We start from the raw sequence: 17377 nt of genomic DNA on the forward strand, positions 1-17377 counted from the left end.
GCCTGAGCGCATGGGGACGGAGCCGGTTATCGAGACGTTTGCCGAGGATGCCTTGCTGCTTCGCTTCGGCAGCACGATCGAGCCCCGGGTCAATGCCCAGGTGCACGCCGCTGCGGCCGCGTTACGCGAGCGGTTGCCCGGTGTCGAATGCGTGCCCGCGTACGCCAGCCTGCTGCTGCGTTTTGAGCCCGCGGACTGGCGCGATGCCGACGGCGCGCAGCCCGGTGCGCGCCTGCGCGAGGCGGTGATCCAGGCATTGCGCGCAGGCGCCGATGCCGTCGCGAGCCCGCGCGAGGTGACCGTCCCCGTATGGTATGGCGGCGCGGCCGGGCCGGATCTCGCGGCCGTCGCGGCGCATGCCAGGTTTGCCGCGGACGAGGTCATTGCGCGCCACTGCGGGGCCACTTATCGCGTTGCGATGCTGGGTTTCGCGCCCGGCTTTCCGTATCTGCTGGGTCTTGATCCGGCGCTGGCGATGCCGCGACGCACCGATCCGCGCCTCAGCGTGCCGACCGGCAGCGTGGCGATCGGTGGCAACCAGACCGGCATCTATCCGCAGACGCTGCCGGGTGGCTGGCAGCTGATCGGTCGCACGCCGCTGGCGCTGTTCGACCTCGGCGCACCATCGCCATCGTTGCTGCAGCCGGGCGACTGCGTACGCTTTCAGGCAATCGACGAAGACGCCTTCCGACGACTCGCCGCCGCGGCGGAGGCCGGGCGATGAGCGTGCACGTACTCAAGCCCGGCCTGCTGAGCAGCCTGCAGGACGGCGGCCGCGCAGGTCATGCAGCACTCGGTGTCGGGCGCGCCGGTGCCATGGACTGGCCCGCCTGGCGACTGGCCAATGCCCTGGTCGGCAATGCGCCCGATGCGGCGGCGCTGGAGTTCACGCTGGTCGGGCCGAGCCTGCGCTTCGAGCGCGCGGCGGTGATCGCACTGACCGGTGCCGTGGTCGATGCGCGCGTGGACGACCAGCGCCTGCCGGGCTGGACCTGCTGCGTCCTGCCCGCGGGCAGCGTGCTGCAGCTGGGTGGGATGAAGCAGGGTTGCCGCGGCTATCTGGCCATGCGCGGCGGGTTTGCCGTGCCGCTGGTACTCGGCAGCCGCAGCACCGACCTGCATGCACGCATCGGCCCCTTCGGCGGACGCGCGTTGCAGGCCGGCGACGTGCTGCAGGCAGGGCACAGCGAGCCATGGCCGCAGCTTGCGCCGGGCGAGCGCCTGCAGGTGCTGCCTTGGGGCCTCGATCCGCGACCCTGGTTCGACGACGTGCACGTGCCGCTGGCGCTACTGCGCGGCCACCATCACGATCGGCTCGACGAGGCCTCGCAGCAGGCGCTGTTTCGTGCCGCGTTCACCATCAGCAAGGACAGCAACCGCACCGCCAGTCGGCTCGATGGCCAGCGCCTCGACTTGCGCGAGCCGCTGGAGCTGATCTCCGAGGCGACCTTGCCCGGGACGCTGCAGTTGCCGCCTTCTGGCCAGCCGATCCTGTTGCAGGCCGAGGCGCCGGTGACCGGTGGTTATCCCCGCATCGGCCAGCTCGCCGCGGTGGACCTGGCCCGCCTCGCGCAGCGCCGCCCGGGCGATGCCGTATGCTTTCGCGAGACCACGCTGGCCGAGGCCGCGCAGCGGCTGGCCCACCGCGAGCAGCGACTGCGGCGGCTGATCGAGCGCATCGAACGACGACTGGAATCCGCATGACACTCCCGACGGCCAAGACCATCGACATCAACAGCGACCTGGGCGAATCCTTCGGCGCCTGGTCGATGGGCGACGACGCGGCGCTGCTCGATATCGTCAGTTCGGCCAACATCGCCTGCGGCTTCCATGCCGGCGACCCCGACATCATGCGACGCACGGTGGCGCTGGCAGCGGAGCGCCAGGTAGCGATCGGCGCGCATGTCTCGCTGCCCGACCTGCAGGGCTTCGGCCGTCGCGAGATGGCGGTGACGCCGGCCGAGGCCTACGCGTTGACGCTGTACCAGATCGGTGCCCTGCATGGCTTCGTGCGGGCTGCGGGCGCGCGACTGCGGCACGTGAAACCCCATGGCGCGCTGTACAACATGGCCGCGCGCGATGCCAGGCTGGCGGAAGCCATCGCCGCCGCCGTGCGCGACTTCGATCCGTCGCTGCGCCTGTTCGGACTGGCCGGTTCGGCGCTTATAGACGCGGGGCTCGCGGCCGGCTTGCCGGTGGCGTCGGAGGCCTTTGCCGATCGCGGCTATCGCGCCGACGGCTCGCTGCTGCCACGAAGCGAGCCGGGCGCGGTGATCAGCGAAAGCGACCAGGCCATTGCGCAGGCGATGGCGATGGCGCGCGAAGGCAAGCTGCGGGCGGTCGACGGTGCCATCGTCGAACTGCAGGCCGACACCTTGTGCGTGCACGGTGACGGGGCCCATGCGGTGACGTTTGCCCGCAACCTGCGCGCGGCGCTGGAGGCCGTCGGCATCATCATCGCCGCACCCCATGCCGCGGGCAGCGCCGCATGAACTACTGGCCGTTGCTGGGCGTTGCCGTGATCGTGGTTGGCTTCGCCTTGCGCTTCAATGCCGTGCCGGTGGTGGTGTGCGCGGCGGTGGCCAGTGGCCTGCTCGCCGGGTTGCCGGTGACCGACCTGCTGGCGCTGCTCGGCAAGAGTTTCGTGTCCAGCCGGATCCTGTTGATGCTGGTGTTGACCCTGCCGGCGATCGGCCTGCTCGAGCATGCCGGCCTGCGCGAGCACGCGAAGCGATGGATGGAACACATGCACGGGCTGACCCTGGCGCGGCTGCTGGTCGGTTATCTGCTGATCCGCCAGCTGCTCTCCATGCTCGGTCTGCTCGGCGTCGCCGGGCACGCGCAGACGGTGCGGCCCTTGCTCGCGCCGATGGCCGAGGCGGCGGCCGAGAAGATCAAGCCCGACCTGAGCGACGAGGAACGCGACGAGCTGCGCGCAACGGCGGCCGCCACCGACAACATCGGCATGTTCTTTGGCGAGGACGTATTCGTTGCGCTGGGCGCGGTGCTGCTGATCCAGGGTTTCTATGCGCACCACGGCATTGAACTGACGCCGCTGTCGATCGCGCTGTGGGCGTTGCCGACGGCGATTGTCGCGTTCGTCGTGCAGTCGGTGCGGATCTGGCTGCACCAGCGCCGCCTGCAGCAGCGCGCCAGCCGCCTGCATGACCAGCGCGTGGCGGACTGAGCATGCTGCGCATCGAGTACGCCTACTGGCTGATTGCCGGCTTCCTGATCTACGCGGGCCTGTGCAACCTTCGCGAACGGCGCGGGCGGCGCGCGGCTTTCTGGTTGTTGCTTGGCCTGCTGTTCGCCGGTGGTGACTACGTGCTGGCGCAACAGGCTGCCGGCAACAAGCTGCCGGCGCAGCTGGCCGGCGTGGCGGTGCTGGCGTTGGCCGTGCTCGCGCCGGGGCTGCGCCGGCATGCCCAGGAAGAGGGCGGCGGCGCGGCGCAGCGACTGCAGTCTGCGATCCGCCTTGGCCATCGACTGTTCGTGCCGGCCCTGCTGATTCCCTTGGTGACCTTGCTGGTGGCGCTGTTCGGCGCCCGGCTGTCGATCGCCGGCCACGCCGTGTTCGCCGCGCCGCAGATGACCCTGACCGGCATGGCGCTCGCCTGCGTGACGGCCCTGCTGGCGGCGGCGTGGGTGGCGCGCGAGCCGCTGCGCCGCGGCGTGGCCGAGGGTCGCCGGCTGCTCGATGCGATAGGCTGGGCCATCCTGCTGCCGCTGCTGCTGGCCGCGCTGGGCGAAGTGTTCACGCAGAGCGGCGTGGGTGCCGCCATTGCCGCACTGGCCGGCATGGTGCTGCCGGCCAACAGCGCGCTGGCCTGCCTGCTGGTCTTCGCGCTGGGCATGGTGCTGTTCACCGTCATCATGGGCAACGCGTTCGCCGCGTTCCCGGTGATGATGGCGGGCATCGGCCTGCCGCTGCTCGTGCGCCAATACGGCGCTAATCCTGCCATCCTCGGATCGATGGGCATGCTGTGCGGCTACTGCGGCACCTTGCTGAGTCCGATGGCCGCCAACTACAACCTCGTGCCCGCCGCGCTGCTGGGCCTGCGCAGTCCCTACGGCGTGATCCGGGCGCAGCTGTGGAGTGCGGTGGCGATTTTCATCGCCACCTTCGTGATGATGTGGCTGCTGGTCTTTCGCTGACCGGCACCGCTGAGGACCAACGCCATGAGCAAGACGCCACGCATTCTGCTGACCGGTTTCACGCCGTTCGGTGACGAGGACATCAACCCCTCGTGGGAAGCCGTGCGCGTGCTGCACGGCGAGCATGTCGCCGGCCACGAGGTCGTGGCGCAGCTGCTGCCGACGGCCTTCGACGCATCACGCAGCGAGCTGGAGCAGGCGTTGGCGAGCGTCGAGCCCGCCCTCATGATCGGCGTCGGCCAGGCCGGTGGGCGCAGCCGCCTGTCCATCGAACGGGTGGCGATCAACGTGCAGGACGCCCGGCTTCCCGACAACGCGGGTGCGCAGCCGATCGACGAACCGGTGATCGCGGATGGCCCGGCGGCCTACTTCAGCACGCTGCCGATCAAGGCCATGCTGGCCGCGCTGCAGGCCGACGGACTGCCGGCGGAAATATCCAATACCGCCGGTACCTACGTGTGCAACCACGTGGCCTATCTGATGTTGCATCTCGCGGCCCGCCGCAAGGGCGTGCGCGCCGGCTTCATCCACATTCCCTACCTGCTTGCGCAGGCCGCGCGTTTTCCGCAGGCACCGAGCATGGCCCAGGCCGATGTGACGCGTGGCCTCATGCTGGCCATGCGCGTGGCCGCCAGCCAGGTGATCGACCGCAAGCTGGGCGCGGGCACGCTGGACTGACCGTCAGGCCGACGCCTAGAAGCGGTCGCTGGCCAGCAGATAGCGCCATTGCCCGGGCTGCAGGCGCGACATGGGTATGCGGCCAACGCGGATGCGCCTGATCGAAACCACCCGCAGGCCCACGGCCTGGCACATGGGCCCGAGCATGTCCGGCGCGATGCGCTTGAGCGCGAAGCGAAGATGGTTTTCGTTCTGCCAGCTCACCTTGATCGGCGGCAATGCATAGTTGTTGAAGCGCAGGCCGTGGCACAGCAGGGCGAGCCCATCGGGCGCGAGGGTGCCGGCGACTTCGACAATGACTTCCTGCTCGATGCGATCGATGTCGTCTTCCAGCCGGCGCCGGACGCGCCAGTCCTGGGTGAACACCATCAGGCCGCTAGCACTGTCGGGCATCGGCAGTGGCGACTCCAGCCGGGCGAAGTGGCGCCTCAGCATGCGCACGCCCGAGGCGTCGTCTTCGGAATGGCTCTCAGCGCTGATCAGCGCGCGGGCCTGCTCCACGCCGAGCCCGGCGGGCTTGTTCAGCACGAGCGTGGCGGGCTCGGCGGGTTCCAGCTTGGCCTGGGTATCGATTTCGACGAGCTGGTCGGCCACCTTGAACTGCGGCTCTTCCACCGTCACGCCGTCCACGCGTACCCAGCCACCTTCGATATACATCTCGGCTTCCCGCCGCGAGCACTGGGTCATGGCGGCGACGCGTTTGGCGAGGCGGATCGGTTCAGGCATCGGAGGTCGCCAGGCTGCAGGGGCGTCCATTGTATGCCCCTGGCGTCCGATCGATGTCGCATGCTTCCCAAGGGCCACCGTACGCGCGGACATACGGCCACGACCATCCGCGCGCCGTTCCGGCCAGGGAGTGGTTCATGGGTCCCGACCAGAGCTACCCGCACATCCGCGTGGTACTGAGCATCGTCCTCGGGCTTGGCATCGCCACGCTGCTGAAGGGCATCGCATCCATCATCCAGCATCCCCGGCGCTACGGCTGGTCATGGATCCACATGAGTTGGGTGGTGTGGGCGCTGACCTCGATCGTCACCTTCTGGTGGTGGGAGTTTCGCCTCACCGAAGTGCCGACGTGGACGTTCGAGTCGTATCTGTTCGTCATCACCTACTGCGCGCTGTACCTCATGCTGCCCGCGCTGCTGTTTCCCGACGACATCCGTGAATTCGGCAGCTACGAGAACTACCTGATCCAGCGTCGCGCTAGGTTCTTCGGGCTCATCGCGTTGGTGACAGTGATGGACGTGATCGACACCTCGATCAAGGGCAGGGCCCGCTGGCATACCCTGGGCATCGCCTATCCCATCCACATCGTGGTGCTGCTGGTGGCCTGCGTGCTCGGCGCGACGCTGCAGCGCAAACGGCCGCATCTCGTGCTCGCGCTGTTCGCCCTGGTCCATCAGGTGGCCTATTTCGTGATCGAGTACTTCACCCTGTCCGTGGATTGATACAGGGACAGTTCGCGCGCCGGCAACATCCGCCTGCATGCGTGCTCAGGCGGCGGAAAGCGCACTGATCATCACGTAATAGCCGTCGGGATCACGCAGCGCGCATTCCATGGTGCCCGTGTTCGGGTTCACGTGCGGCTCTTCTTCGAGCCGGGGGCTGAGCGTGCGGGCCCGCGCGAGGGCCAGGTCGAAATCGTCCATGCGGAAAAACAGCAGCAGGCCGTTGCCTGGCGTTCCCTGATCGGGGCTGGTCAGGGTGGGGTGCCCGTGGACACCCCACGCATGCAGGCACAGCAGTACCGTGCCATCCGCGTCGAGGATCTGCCCGAAGTAGTCGTGGCCGGGTTGCGTCTCGGGCAGGCCAAGCAGCGACTGGTACCAGCGGAAGCTGGCGGCAACATCAGCTACCCCGATCATCGTCCACGTGCGCTTCATCGGCTTGTCCTCCTGCGGCCCCGACCATCACGGCCACCATGGGGCAACTAGCTGGAAAGGGCGGTGGCCGCTTCGTCTATCAGGGCAGCCACCTCGACGGGTCGCGATGCCAGCGAGGCATGGCTCGCGTCCAGCGTGATCACCTTTTTCGCATTGAGGCGCGAGGACATCTTCTGCTCGTTTTCCGGTGCAATCATGCGGTCCTGGCTTGAAATCTGGTACCAGGACGGCTTCTTCTTCCAGGCCGGCGCCGTAATGGTGTTGCCGAACGTGCTCGCAAGAGGTGCCTTCTGCGTCACGGCCATGACCAGCCCTTCGTCGGGCGTCAGGTCCTGGCAAAAACTCTCGTGGAATTTGTCGGCCTTGAGCCACAGGTAGCCATCGCTGTCGGGTTGAAGATTCGGCGCCGCCTCGGGAAGGTGCTGCTGGGTGATGCCGCCCGGGCTCTCCCCGGCATCCGGCGCGAACGCGGCGATATAGACCAGGCCCACGACATTGGGCAGGTCGCCCGCCTCGGTGATGACGGCGCCGCCGTAGGAATGTCCCACCAGCAGGACCGGCCCCTTCTGCTGGGCGACCATCTTGCGCGTGCGTTCCGCGTCATCGGCCAGCGAGGTCAGCGGCATCTCGACGGCGTGGATCGCCGTGTAACCCTTGCGCGACAGTTCCAGGATGACCTTGGCCCAGTGGGCGGCGCCACCCCAAAAACCGTGCACCAGCACAATCGTAGGTTTGTTGCTCATCGCCTGACGTCCTTTCCGTTGTGGAGCATGTGGCCGGCCTTGTCTTGCTATCCGCTCACGGCCTGCCGGCGTTACGGGCCGTGAAGGAACAGCATAGGGATGCACGCGCCATTCCCGTCGACGCGAGTGTCGGCCGAGGTCGTGCGGCATTCGCGACACGACGTGAAGGTGGTCGACCGCAACCACCCTTGTTGGCGGGGACGCTTCCCCGTCGAGTTTGCACCCGGGTCCGGAAAATCGCGTGTACAGGGCGCGAACACGGCTTCCTTGCTGGCCCGTGCGTTGCGGGCCATGATGCGGACAGGGACCGGCGGCCATCGGCCTGCCACGCAGTTGCACGCGATACAACGCGAACATCATTCAAGGGGGAATAGATGAAATCATCTGCGCACAAGATGTGGGCAGGCGTGCTCGGCGCCATCGGTGCCTTCGCACTTTTCCTGGGGGACCAAGGCTTGTATTTCGCCCCGGTCAGCGGAGCCGACTTCCAGGCCCACCTGCGTGACATCGTGGTCGCCGCACCGACCGGGCGCGTCTTGCTGGGCGCGGGCATTGGACCGATGTGCACGCTGCTCCTGCTGTTCGGCTTCTGGCACGTCTACCTCAACATCCGCGATCGCCAGTCGCGCCTCGCTGCTGCCGTCGCCGTGGTGATGGCGCTGGTCTATCTCTATGGCGGCAGCTATCACGTGTTCTGGGCCGCCAAGGCACTCACCATGAAGGCCGTGGACAGCGGCGTCGCCGCGACGCCCGCGCTGACGCAGTTGTATGAGCAGGTGCGGGACTTCGGCAGGCAGATCTATCTCGTTGCGGAAATCAGCGCCTACCTGAGCCTGATGGCGCTGCTGGTGCTGATTGCCCTGGGGCGCACGGCGTATCCACGCTGGGTGGCCCTGCTCACACCCGCCGTGCCCATCCTGCTGATCCAGACCTTCGCCACCAGCATTCCCGCGCCGCTGGGCTCGATCGTAGTGGGTGGCTCCATCAACCTGGCGTTCTTCCTGTTCTTCGTCGTTTCCATCATCACCACACGACAGGTGGCAACGGCATCCCAGGGATCACCGGCCATGGCGACCAAGCCAGCCGCTTGAGCGCGGCCATGACTGGGTAGTGCGTCCATCGAGAGGGCCCGCGCAAGCGGGCCCGCCACTCCGCCCCGGCAGTGAACGGGCTGCCGTGATTACTTGCGGAGCTCCCGGATGATGAAGAAGATCCACAGCACCGGATGTGCAACGAAGAGCGCGCTGAGCACCCACTTCCCGGCCAAGCGGGGCATCGGTTCCGGTGTCATCGAATAAGGGAAGTAGTCGTATGCCGGGGCCCAGACGGTGCTCAGGGTGAAAACGCACAAGCCGATCGCCAGCAGCAGCATCGCGACCAGTACCAACAGCCTCGTGGCGCTTGTCCCATGGCCGAACGATCCCGCCTTGCCTGTGTGTTCTCGCGCTACGTCACCGCGCTCATCGTCCAGGTGGTCTTCGTCCAGCGCGTACGCCCCGTCACCGGCGGCGGCCATCACCTCGAGCGCCAACTGCTGCTGCCCGTCGCGTACGAACAGGCGCACCCCGCCCAAGGCGTTGAGCATGAGTGGATTGGCCTGCGCGTGATTCAGGCCCGCCAGATGCGCGTCAATGCCTTCGGCCTGCAGGCGCCCCAGCAATACTTGCGCCTCGAGCGGTGAAAGGTCACGCACAAGCTGGCTATAGCCGACACCCTGATCATCCGCTTTTGATATCACTGACCAGTCTCCCCCAGCCGAAGTGCCGAATACGAAGGACGGCCCATGCGATGCCGTCTCTTCCATGGCTTACGCGACGCGCTTCGATTCTTGAGATAGCCGCTGTAGGTCGCAAGCGGACAGCTTAGCCCGTGCCGCACCGAACCCATTCTCGACAACTTTCAGCCTCCCGTGGGGCTGAAAGTGATGACCACCGTAGGGCGAAATACGTCTTCATAGCCCTTATAGGGCAGCACGAAGGTGCGCAATACCGCATTGCGGACCGACATCCTGTTCTTCTCGTCATACGGACAATCGGGTTCCACCTCCGCGCCGGTCACCTTGCCGCCGGCCGACTGGGAAATGCGAACCTTGCACGCGATCTCGGGAAATCCGTCTGGCCTGAGCCAGTTGCTGAGGACGGCCTGTTGAATGGCCGTCGTGTACTGATCCATGCGCGCCGATGGCGAGGCGTCGGCCTGTGAAGCGACAGGTGGCATCGGAGGCGAAGCAGCACAGACCGACGCACTCGCGAAGCTCAGCACCCAGATCGCAAGAAGGCAAAGGATTTGCCACGACAATTTCATAGGCCCCCAAGGCTCGCCTGGCGCAGCGCCATCGCATGAAAACGAATGTCCATCCGTGTTTACCTCTGATCGGTCCGCTTCGGACTGAGGCGGACCGTTGTTCACTTCAGTCTCTTCGCGAAATCGGATGTCCTGACTTCGCGACAATGACTGAAATGATCGTAAACACCAGCCATAGGCCAGCAGAGGCCAGAAAAGCGCGCCCAGGGGTAGCAAACCAACTGCCGACGCTACTGCCGGGCGCGAGTTGTCCCGAAGCCCACCCTGCGGTAAGCGACAATGCGAAACTGATTCCCCATACGATCCCCACCGGCGTGAGCTGCCGTGTCACTAAGGGCCGGGACGCCCTATCCGGCGCGCCATTTCCAACTGTCGAACGTGGCATTTGCTCCCCCTGATTGACCTTCGCCAGTGAGTAAGCGTGCGGACGTTAAATGTCCCCTTTGGGTCGGAAGCAGACATCGCACTCTAGTTCCCATCGTAGGTGTTTCGGATCCGCAATGTCGCCCTAGTCCATAAGCGACCATACCGTTCTAGCCTGCATACAAAGAGATAGAAGTGATCCCTTCTTGACCGATAGCTACGACTGCCGCTTCGGGTTCCATGCTTTGTGCACGAACTCAATACGGTTTCCATCAAAGTCGGCCACGTTGGCTGCATAGTAGCCTCGAGCAAAGTAGGTACGATCGGCTGGTTTACCTTCGTCGGTGCCACCGGCTTTGATTGCAGCCGCGTAGGCGGCGTCGACCAATTCGTTGGTATCGCAGACGATCCCGATGTAGAGTCCCGTCTCGCCAGGCTTGCGTTGCCGAAGCCAGACGCTTGATCCGACCGCCTTCCCGCTGAGATACGCTTCATCAGCAATGCCGTAAAGATCCGGGACGCTCTCGGGACCTGAAGCTGCGTCGTAGTTGCCGAACAGACTCCAGCCGAGCGGCATGAGGGCTTCAGAGTAGAACGCCAGCGACTTGTCGATGTCCGTGACAGAGATGTAGACGTGGTCGATCATTTTTTCCCTCTTCTTGTTGCTTCAAAGCCAATGCGGAAAAGGTCCGCTTCGGGTCGAAAGCGGACAGTTTCTGGCTGGTCACCGAAAGAGCATCTCGATCGCCACGTCGTTCCAGCTATGCCCATCTTTTGACCAATCCTTGGACGGACTGATTGGGGGGAACGCGCTACGGCAATAGCCCTGTCGGCTTTCGAAATCGAATACTGCATGCGGATAGTTGTCGATCAGAAGCACGACCTTCTGGCTGTCTCCCGACCACCCGATCTTCACGGTTGAAGCTATCTCTCTATCTGCGATTTGAGAGACGCTGTAGACGTGCAATGCATCCTGAATGGGATTGCCAACCGCGGACATATCAAGCGCGTAGAAGTAGCCTGTTTGGCCGTCATCCTCGAAGACCGCTACGAACTGTCCTTTGGGAGAGCCTCCTTCAATGACCACCGGGATTCCCACCATCAGGTCATTTGTCGCAACCACTTCTATTGTCATATGCCCTCTTTGTCCTTGGCTAACATGTCCGCTCTGGGTCGAAAGCGGACCTTTCAGCCGCACGCTCTAGCGTGCACATTGTCGACGTAGAACGCTATCTCTTGCATGGGTAAGCCTTCCGCAGCTCGTCGATTAACGCAGGTGCGGCGATCTCGGTGCCGCGGCCGGCAAGCGGCCCCCGCCCAATGTCGAGCACCTCTTCTGGGGTTATGGCGGGAGGGAAACACGCCACCTGCGGCGCTGGGAGACCGGCCTGCATCGCCAGGTACGAGTCAAGGACGCCGTAGACATAGGACCGGCAGTCGAAGTACGGAATCATCCCGCGCGCCGTCTGCCCAACTGCCGCGCATGCTTCATATAGAAAGTCCACCGTCACTTTGCTGCGCTCGGGTTCGGACGCACAGGCGCTAGCACCCCAGATAGAGAAAGCCGCCAGAAGCACGGCGCACATGGGGCGATACCGCATCGGGACCTCCATGAGTGAGGGGGGCGATGTCCGCTTTGGGTCGGAAGCGGACATAAGAAGTGAATGAATCGATCTACCGAAGTTCATCGGTAACCCTTATCGCTCCGCTCTCCGTAATGACCACAAATTTCCGGCCCGCTGTTCCCGATGTGAACCCCTTCGAGAGGACGATGTATACGGTACGACCCCCCTGTTCTTTGTATCCGGCCTCGTAGGACAGTTGGAAGCCGTTGATGGGAAGGCCCTGGACCTTGGCTAGCTGTGCCACATCGAGTTCGAACCTCTTCCCAAAAGCCGTAATGCTGAGCGCCAAGATCCCTTTGTCGCCTTGCTTTCCCGTGATCGTCACAGGGCCGGACTCGCCTATTCCGTCGGAGGTTAGCTCGAATGAGCTCATTCGAAGGATGCCTTCCTTCGAGGCGTACGCCGAAGTAGACCCAAAAATAAGAGCAAAGATTGAGATCAGGAGGCACAGAATTCTCATGTTTGTCCTCTCACTTGGTTATCCCGGAGTGTCCGCTTTGGGTCGATAGCGGACACTTCGAAGTCCGCTAGTACAGGCTCACGAAGGCTGTGATGACAGGAGCGACTGCTAAGGCCGCTGCTATCAGGGAGCGTTTTGGGGCCCCGTCATACCAGCGTCCCGACGACCATAGCGAACCGGCCAGGCACATGACGCCCATCAGCAAAATGATGATGGATACGTGCCTGTGCGCCTCAATGACGGAAGGCGGCGTTGTCGGCGATGGGTCGCCCAATTGAGACATGACTCCGTAGAAGCAGAGAAACCAGCCTGCTGCCACCAACACTAAGGCCAGATTGGCAAATCGATTTGATCTCATCTTCTCTCGGATCCCAGCGTTGGTTGCCAAGCTGAAACTGTCCACTTTGGGTCGAAAGCGGACATCCCGGTCTAGCCTTGCGCTCGTTCGGCGTCTCGTTCGACCAACGACTTCCGGGCTTGCCGATAGGTAAGGGCGGCGAATATCAGGAATCCGCAACCGAAGACGAAAGTGAAGTCCATGAACCCGTTGTGCACGGAAAGAGCCCAGGCGATGAACACCAGTCCCAGAAAGGCATAGAAGATGGGCGCCAGGACGATGTTCCTTGGGGCTGCCGCCAGGATGCGTTCGTTTCGCTTGAACATGGTGTGACAAGCGAGCACGGTGACTTCGTGCTCGCCCTTGCACGAGAGCCCATGCCCCATGTCCACTACGCAACCTTGGCACAGTCCCTTTCCACATGCCTTGCATGTGCCCACGGCGGTTGTCGCCGGATGATTGAAGCAATTCACCAATCCCCCCTTTGTCGATGTGTCCGTTACGGGTCGCCAGCAGGGGCGGGCACGATACGCCTCACGGATCCCTCGCCTGGACGACAGGTAGGTCGAGCCGATCCATCCCCAAGGCACGCCGGCGGTGTCCCTCCTGACACCGCCGGCGCACGTCCATCTTCCGTGGCGTTGCTTACAGCTTGTAGTTCAGTCCAAACATCACCGTGCGGCCCCAGGTGTCGTATTCGAGCGGGCGGGATACGGCGACTCCGTTGGGCAGGCCGGCGATCTGGACGGTCTTGGCTGGCGAGTTGGTGAGGTTGTTGACCTGCAGCAGCACCGACAGGCCGTTCCAGTTGCCCTGCGAGAACGCATAGCCGAGCTGGAAGTCGGTCTGCTTGTCGGCGAGCACTTCGGTGTAGCCGAGCTGGTCGAACAGGGCCACGGCTTCGCCGGTGAAGGACGAGCGATAGCGTTCGGCCACGCGCACCGACCAGCCGTACTTTTCGTAGTACAGCGCGAGGTTGGCCACCTTGCGCGACAGGCCCGGCAAGGTGGACGGACTGCCGGGAATCGACGAGATCGAGCTCACCGGAATGGTGCTGTTGGTCAGCGAGAAGTTGGCCTGCAGTCCGAAACCATCGAGCGCGCGCGCCACCAGGCCGCCTTCCAGCGCACCGGACAACTCCAGGCCCTGCATCTTGCCGCCGGTGCCGTTCTCCGGGCGGGTGAACGAACCGATGTTGCTGGTCGGCGTGAGCGTGGGGTTGTCGTTGATGTAGTGCGAGAAGTCGTAGTCGAGCGTGGTCTGGTTGTAGATGTAGTTCAACAGGTTCTTGTTGAACACGGCCACGGCGATATAGCTGGACTTGCCGAAGTACTTTTCCCACGAGATATCGGTGCCGACCGCCACATACGGCTTGAGCTGCGGGTTGCCGCCGCTGCCGGACCACAGCACCTGTCCCGTTGCCGGACCGTCGGTCACCTGCGCGACGCTGGCGGAGGTCGCGACCTTTTCATCGTCGATGCGTCCGCGCGCCATGGTCTTGGCGAGGCCAAAGCGCAGCAGCTGGCGTTCGCCGATCTCGGCCACCAGGTTCAGGCTCGGCAACACGTTGTTGTAGGTGGTGCCGCCGGTGATCTTGCCCACCAGGGCGTCGCCGTTGGTCTGCAGCGCATCGGACGACTGGTCGGTGTGCACGAACTGCACGCCGGTGTTGCCGCGCAACGGAATGCCCCACAGCGTCGTCTCGATGTTGAACTTGGCATACGCCACCGGGACCTTTTCCTCCACGGTGTAGTTGCGGCTCCAGTCGGACTGGCCGTTGCGCTGGGTCAGGTAGAACTGGCTGGCCAGCGCAGACAGCACGTCGTAGTTGAGCGCATGGTCGATGCCACCGTAGCCCAGCGAGGTGGGGCCATGGAGGAAGGCGGAGTTGACCGGCATGCTGAAGCCCGGCAGGTAGGTGGCGGCATCCGAGCCATTGCCGTTGAGCCAGGCAAAGAACACGTTGGCGCGCTTGTTCTTCTCGCGGTCGGAGTAATCGACGCCGAGATTCATGCTGCTGAAGATCCAGCCGACCGGGTGCGACACTTCCAGGCGCAGCGCCTTGATGGTGTCCTTCTGGTTGTCGAACTCTTCGCGCCCGTTGTAGCCGTAGTCGTCCGGGTCGGTGAATACGATCGTGTTGGGGTCGGCCATGCTCAGGCCGGGCGTGAAGTTCGGATAGCCGAAGTTGAGCGGCGTGCTGAACTGCACGCTGGTCGTGGCGCCGCCCGCCAGGCCGGTGAACAGGTAGGCGTCGTGCAGGTCCTTCTTCGCGCTGGAATACGACAGGTCCGCGGTGGCCGCCCAGCCGTTGCCGAAGTCGTACTGGTTGTTCCAGCCCGCCGAGAACAGCTTGTCGTGTTCCTTGGTGTACTCGTTCTGCAGGATCGGCTTGATGCCGTCCACCGTGCCGGTGGTGACGATGGGGTAGGGCTGGCTGGGCACCACGCCGACGTTGCTGTACGAGACATTGTCGTAGGGGCTGCTGGACCACTGCACGCCGTTGGTGAACTTCTTCTCGTTGAACGTGGAGTAGTACAGGTCGAGGGTCGAGTGGTAGTGGTCGCCCGGCGCCCATTCGAGCACGGTCATCAGGCCGTTGCGCAGCTGGTTTTCCGATTGCGCGCGCAGCTGCATGCCTTCCTGCGAGATCACGTTGTCGGGCATGCCGGGCGTATGCGGGCCGCCCCAGTTCTGGTCGATGCCGGCCGTGCCGTTGTCGACGCTCCACCACCAGGCCTGGTACTGCTTTTCCTGGATCGGCGAATCGAGCTGCGCAAAGCCCACCGCGAGGCCCAGCGTGTGGTCGAGGAACTGGTCGATGTAGGAGAAGCTGGCGCGGTGCCCCAGGTCGCCCACGCCGGAGCCGGGATTGAGCTTGCCGTTGGAGGTGTATTCGCCGCGCAGGTTGGCGGCGAGGGTGCGGCCGGGCAGGTCCAGCGGCTTGATGGTGTGCAGGTCGACCGTACCGGACAGGCCTTGCCCGATCAGGCTCGCGTCGGGCGTCTTGTACACGGCCGCGCCGCTGATCAGCTCGGACGGATACTGGTCGTATTCCACGCCACGGTTTTCGCCGATGGTGGCCTGCTCGCGCCCGTTGAGGGTGGTGCCGGCGAAGTCGGGCGACAGGCCGCGAATGGAGATCACGTCGGCGCGGCCGTCCACGCGCTGCGTGGCCAGGCCCGGCAGGCGCGCCAGGCTCTCGGCGATGCTCGAGTCGGGCAGCTTGCCGATGTCTTCGGCCGAGATGGCCTCGATGATGTTGTCCGATTCCAGCTTGGCTTTCAGCGCGTTCGCGATGCTGCCGCGAATGCCGGTCACTACCACCGCATCAAGGTTGCTGACGCGGTCCTCGGATTTCGGCTCGGTCTTGCTGCCGGTCGTGTTGTCGGCTTGCTGGGAGGGCGTGGCCTTGGTGTCGGCGGGCTTGGCCGGGGCCTGGCCCTGCGCGTCCTGCGCGGAGGCCACGCCGGCGGTCATGCTGGCAAGCAGCGCGAGCGCACAGGCGGCGGCCAGCGGTCGCCGGTGCCATCGAACGGAGTGCCCGATGCGCACCAGCGGCATGTGGCGATGATTCATTCATGTTCCCCAATGTGGAAAAGGCGCGCCCAATGGACCCGGGCGGGGCCGCGCCAGCCCCGCGGGTCAAGCAATCAACTGAAGGCCGCGACGTGGCGGCATGTTCCCCTGCAAAAAGCATGACGGAGATTTGGCGGCTGTCATCATGCGTCGCAGCATGACGGGTCCCGTATCAGGGTCATCTGGTCCAGGGCGGAACACCGGGTGGGCAGGCGACGCCCCTTCACGCGGGCGAAACAGCGGGCTGCGGATGCTCGGGCCTGCCCCCGGCCCGGAGCGCGGAGCGCGCGCATCGCGCGTGGTGCATCGGCGCGCGCTGAGCGTCCGGGACCTGCAGAACCAGCCTGTCGAGGAAGTGATCATGCGTGCGAACCATCCACTGCTGGCCTTGGCATGCCTGCTGCCACTCGCCGGGTGCACCTCGCACGATCGCGAGCCGCCCGCGCCGCCGGCCGCCGCCGCGCCCATGACCAAGGCGCCCGAGCCCCCGACGTCTGCGCCCGGCTCCGCGCAACCACAGGTCGAGAAGGCCACCCATGTCTACGCCTATCAATGTGGCGACCTGGCCGTCACGGGCAAATTCAGTGTCGAGCGGGTCGAGTTGTCCTTTGCCGGCAGGACGCTGGTGCTGCCGCACGCGCTGTCGGGCTCTGGCGCACGCTATGCCGACGACAAGGGCAACGAGTTCTGGGGCAAGGGACTGACCGACGCGATGTTCACCCAGTCGGGCGAGAAGATGCGGCTGTGCAAGGGCGACGGCAAGGAACTGGGCGACTAGCCCCGGCGGTGACCCAAGAGAAAGACCCCTTGCCGCGGGGCAAGGGGTCCTGGTGGAGCCGGCAGGCTTGCGCTTTGCCGGCGCATTGCGGTGATTGCGCTTACAGGTCCACGCCGAAGCCTGCGCCGACCGAGGTCTGCGAGCCGCTCGCCGTGGCGCCCACGCTGACGTGCATCTTGCTGCCCAGCGGTGCCGCGTAACCGACCGAGATCGCCGAGCGGCCCGACTGCGAGCCGACGCCGGCCGCGATGCGACCGATGCCGGTGGCGCCTGCCGCGTTGATCGCCATCTGCGTCGATGCCGCGCTCATCGCCCCTGACTCGTCGATACGCTTGTTGACGTTCTGGAACTGGTCGTTCATCTGGTTGCGCAAGTCGGAGATCGACTGCTGGTTGCCCAGCGCCGCGTCGGTATAGGCCTTGGCCGTGTTCAGCGTCTGCGTTGCCGTGGCGTCGGTATAGGTCTTGGC

At 64.9% G+C, this 17377-nt stretch carries 20 protein-coding genes and 1 pseudogene; 9 read left to right on the top strand and 12 right to left on the bottom strand.

What is annotated here, in order from left to right:
* Nucleotides 1-10 precede the first annotated feature (10 nt).
* From pxpB to pcp, 6 genes are read left to right on the top strand one after another with little or no spacing between them, the layout of a single operon-like run.
* Complete coding sequence (gene pxpB, locus ACXU4B_RS16325) at nucleotides 11-724, top strand: 5-oxoprolinase subunit PxpB (RefSeq protein WP_131410586.1); 714 nt, start codon at nucleotides 11-13, stop codon at nucleotides 722-724.
* On the top strand, nucleotides 721-1704 hold the full coding sequence (locus ACXU4B_RS16330) for a 5-oxoprolinase subunit C family protein (protein WP_131410584.1): 984 nt from the start codon (nucleotides 721-723) through the stop codon (nucleotides 1702-1704). Before pxpB ends, ACXU4B_RS16330 begins: the two co-directional genes overlap by 4 nt.
* The gene (locus ACXU4B_RS16335) at nucleotides 1701-2492 is read left to right on the top strand and encodes a LamB/YcsF family protein (RefSeq protein WP_131410582.1); all 792 of its coding nucleotides are present in this window, start codon (nucleotides 1701-1703) and stop codon (nucleotides 2490-2492) included. The genes ACXU4B_RS16330 and ACXU4B_RS16335 overlap by 4 nt, the downstream gene beginning before the upstream one ends.
* Nucleotides 2489-3187: a DUF969 domain-containing protein gene (locus ACXU4B_RS16340; protein WP_131410580.1), complete on the top strand. Its 699-nt coding sequence runs from the start codon at nucleotides 2489-2491 to the stop codon at nucleotides 3185-3187. Before ACXU4B_RS16335 ends, ACXU4B_RS16340 begins: the two co-directional genes overlap by 4 nt.
* 2 nt (nucleotides 3188-3189) lie before the next feature.
* The gene (locus tag ACXU4B_RS16345; RefSeq protein WP_131410578.1) at nucleotides 3190-4158 is read left to right on the top strand and encodes a 5-oxoproline transporter, DUF979 family subunit; all 969 of its coding nucleotides are present in this window, start codon (nucleotides 3190-3192) and stop codon (nucleotides 4156-4158) included.
* A gap of 24 nt (nucleotides 4159-4182) precedes the next feature.
* Nucleotides 4183-4836 carry a pyroglutamyl-peptidase I gene (gene pcp / locus ACXU4B_RS16350; protein ID WP_131410575.1) on the top strand — a complete coding sequence of 218 codons (654 nt, stop codon included), beginning with the start codon at nucleotides 4183-4185 and terminating at the stop codon, nucleotides 4834-4836.
* 15 nt (nucleotides 4837-4851) lie between these two features.
* On the opposite strand, the gene ACXU4B_RS16355 is transcribed toward pcp, so the two are convergent.
* Complete coding sequence (locus ACXU4B_RS16355; protein WP_131410573.1) at nucleotides 4852-5562, bottom strand: rRNA pseudouridine synthase; 711 nt, start codon at nucleotides 5560-5562, stop codon at nucleotides 4852-4854.
* 137 nt (nucleotides 5563-5699) lie between these two features.
* Here ACXU4B_RS16355 and ACXU4B_RS16360 point away from each other — a divergent pair, with 137 nt between their 5' ends.
* Nucleotides 5700-6284, top strand: a complete 585-nt coding sequence (locus tag ACXU4B_RS16360) for a hypothetical protein (protein WP_131410571.1) — start codon at nucleotides 5700-5702, stop codon at nucleotides 6282-6284.
* 45 nt (nucleotides 6285-6329) lie between these two features.
* Here ACXU4B_RS16360 and ACXU4B_RS16365 read toward each other — a convergent pair whose 3' ends face one another.
* Together ACXU4B_RS16365 and ACXU4B_RS16370 are read right to left on the bottom strand one after the other, a co-directional pair.
* A complete protein-coding gene (locus tag ACXU4B_RS16365; RefSeq protein WP_131410569.1) occupies nucleotides 6330-6719 on the bottom strand; it encodes a VOC family protein in 390 nt (129 codons plus the stop codon).
* A gap of 47 nt (nucleotides 6720-6766) precedes the next feature.
* Nucleotides 6767-7462 carry an alpha/beta hydrolase gene (locus ACXU4B_RS16370; protein ID WP_131410567.1) on the bottom strand — a complete coding sequence of 232 codons (696 nt, stop codon included), beginning with the start codon at nucleotides 7460-7462 and terminating at the stop codon, nucleotides 6767-6769.
* 374 nt (nucleotides 7463-7836) lie between these two features.
* On the opposite strand from ACXU4B_RS16370, the gene ACXU4B_RS16375 reads away from it, so the two are divergent.
* Nucleotides 7837-8553, top strand: coding sequence for a DUF6796 family protein (locus ACXU4B_RS16375; protein WP_131410565.1), 717 nt, complete (start codon nucleotides 7837-7839; stop codon nucleotides 8551-8553).
* Between the two features lie 89 nt (nucleotides 8554-8642).
* Here the strand turns inward: ACXU4B_RS16375 and ACXU4B_RS16380 are convergent, their stop codons facing one another.
* The 8 genes from ACXU4B_RS16380 to ACXU4B_RS16415 all read right to left on the bottom strand — a co-directional run bounded on the left by ACXU4B_RS16380 (nucleotide 8643) and on the right by ACXU4B_RS16415 (nucleotide 16130).
* Nucleotides 8643-9266, bottom strand: a complete 624-nt coding sequence (locus ACXU4B_RS16380; protein ID WP_131410563.1) for a hypothetical protein — start codon at nucleotides 9264-9266, stop codon at nucleotides 8643-8645.
* A gap of 95 nt (nucleotides 9267-9361) precedes the next feature.
* On the bottom strand, nucleotides 9362-9766 hold the full coding sequence (locus ACXU4B_RS16385; RefSeq protein ID WP_131410561.1) for a cell envelope integrity TolA family protein: 405 nt from the start codon (nucleotides 9764-9766) through the stop codon (nucleotides 9362-9364).
* A gap of 580 nt (nucleotides 9767-10346) precedes the next feature.
* Complete coding sequence (locus tag ACXU4B_RS16390; protein ID WP_131410559.1) at nucleotides 10347-10775, bottom strand: VOC family protein; 429 nt, start codon at nucleotides 10773-10775, stop codon at nucleotides 10347-10349.
* Nucleotides 10776-10853: 78 nt separating this feature from the next.
* Nucleotides 10854-11264 carry a DUF2251 domain-containing protein gene (locus ACXU4B_RS16395; RefSeq protein ID WP_131410557.1) on the bottom strand — a complete coding sequence of 137 codons (411 nt, stop codon included), beginning with the start codon at nucleotides 11262-11264 and terminating at the stop codon, nucleotides 10854-10856.
* Nucleotides 11265-11358: 94 nt separating this feature from the next.
* Nucleotides 11359-11817, bottom strand: a complete 459-nt coding sequence (locus ACXU4B_RS16400) for a Rap1a/Tai family immunity protein (RefSeq protein WP_458910906.1) — start codon at nucleotides 11815-11817, stop codon at nucleotides 11359-11361.
* Entirely contained in the window at nucleotides 11804-12214 is a 411-nt protein-coding gene (locus ACXU4B_RS16405) for a hypothetical protein (protein WP_131410555.1), read from the bottom strand. Before ACXU4B_RS16405 ends, ACXU4B_RS16400 begins: the two co-directional genes overlap by 14 nt.
* 429 nt (nucleotides 12215-12643) lie before the next feature.
* On the bottom strand, nucleotides 12644-12877 hold the full coding sequence (locus ACXU4B_RS16410) for a hypothetical protein (RefSeq protein WP_131410553.1): 234 nt from the start codon (nucleotides 12875-12877) through the stop codon (nucleotides 12644-12646).
* Nucleotides 12878-13196: 319 nt separating this feature from the next.
* Nucleotides 13197-16130, bottom strand: coding sequence for a TonB-dependent receptor (locus ACXU4B_RS16415; protein ID WP_131410551.1), 2934 nt, complete (start codon nucleotides 16128-16130; stop codon nucleotides 13197-13199).
* A 361-nt stretch (nucleotides 16131-16491) separates the two neighbouring features.
* Here ACXU4B_RS16415 and ACXU4B_RS16420 point away from each other — a divergent pair, with 361 nt between their 5' ends.
* Nucleotides 16492-16908 (top strand): MliC family protein, encoded by a 417-nt coding sequence (locus ACXU4B_RS16420; protein WP_165583196.1) that lies wholly within the window; start codon nucleotides 16492-16494, stop codon nucleotides 16906-16908.
* Between the two features lie 100 nt (nucleotides 16909-17008).
* On the opposite strand, the pseudogene ACXU4B_RS16425 reads toward ACXU4B_RS16420, so the two are convergent.
* A pseudogene (locus tag ACXU4B_RS16425) lies at nucleotides 17009-17377 on the bottom strand (hypothetical protein); the annotation flags it as partial.

Source organism: Dyella soli, from assembly GCF_054482295.1.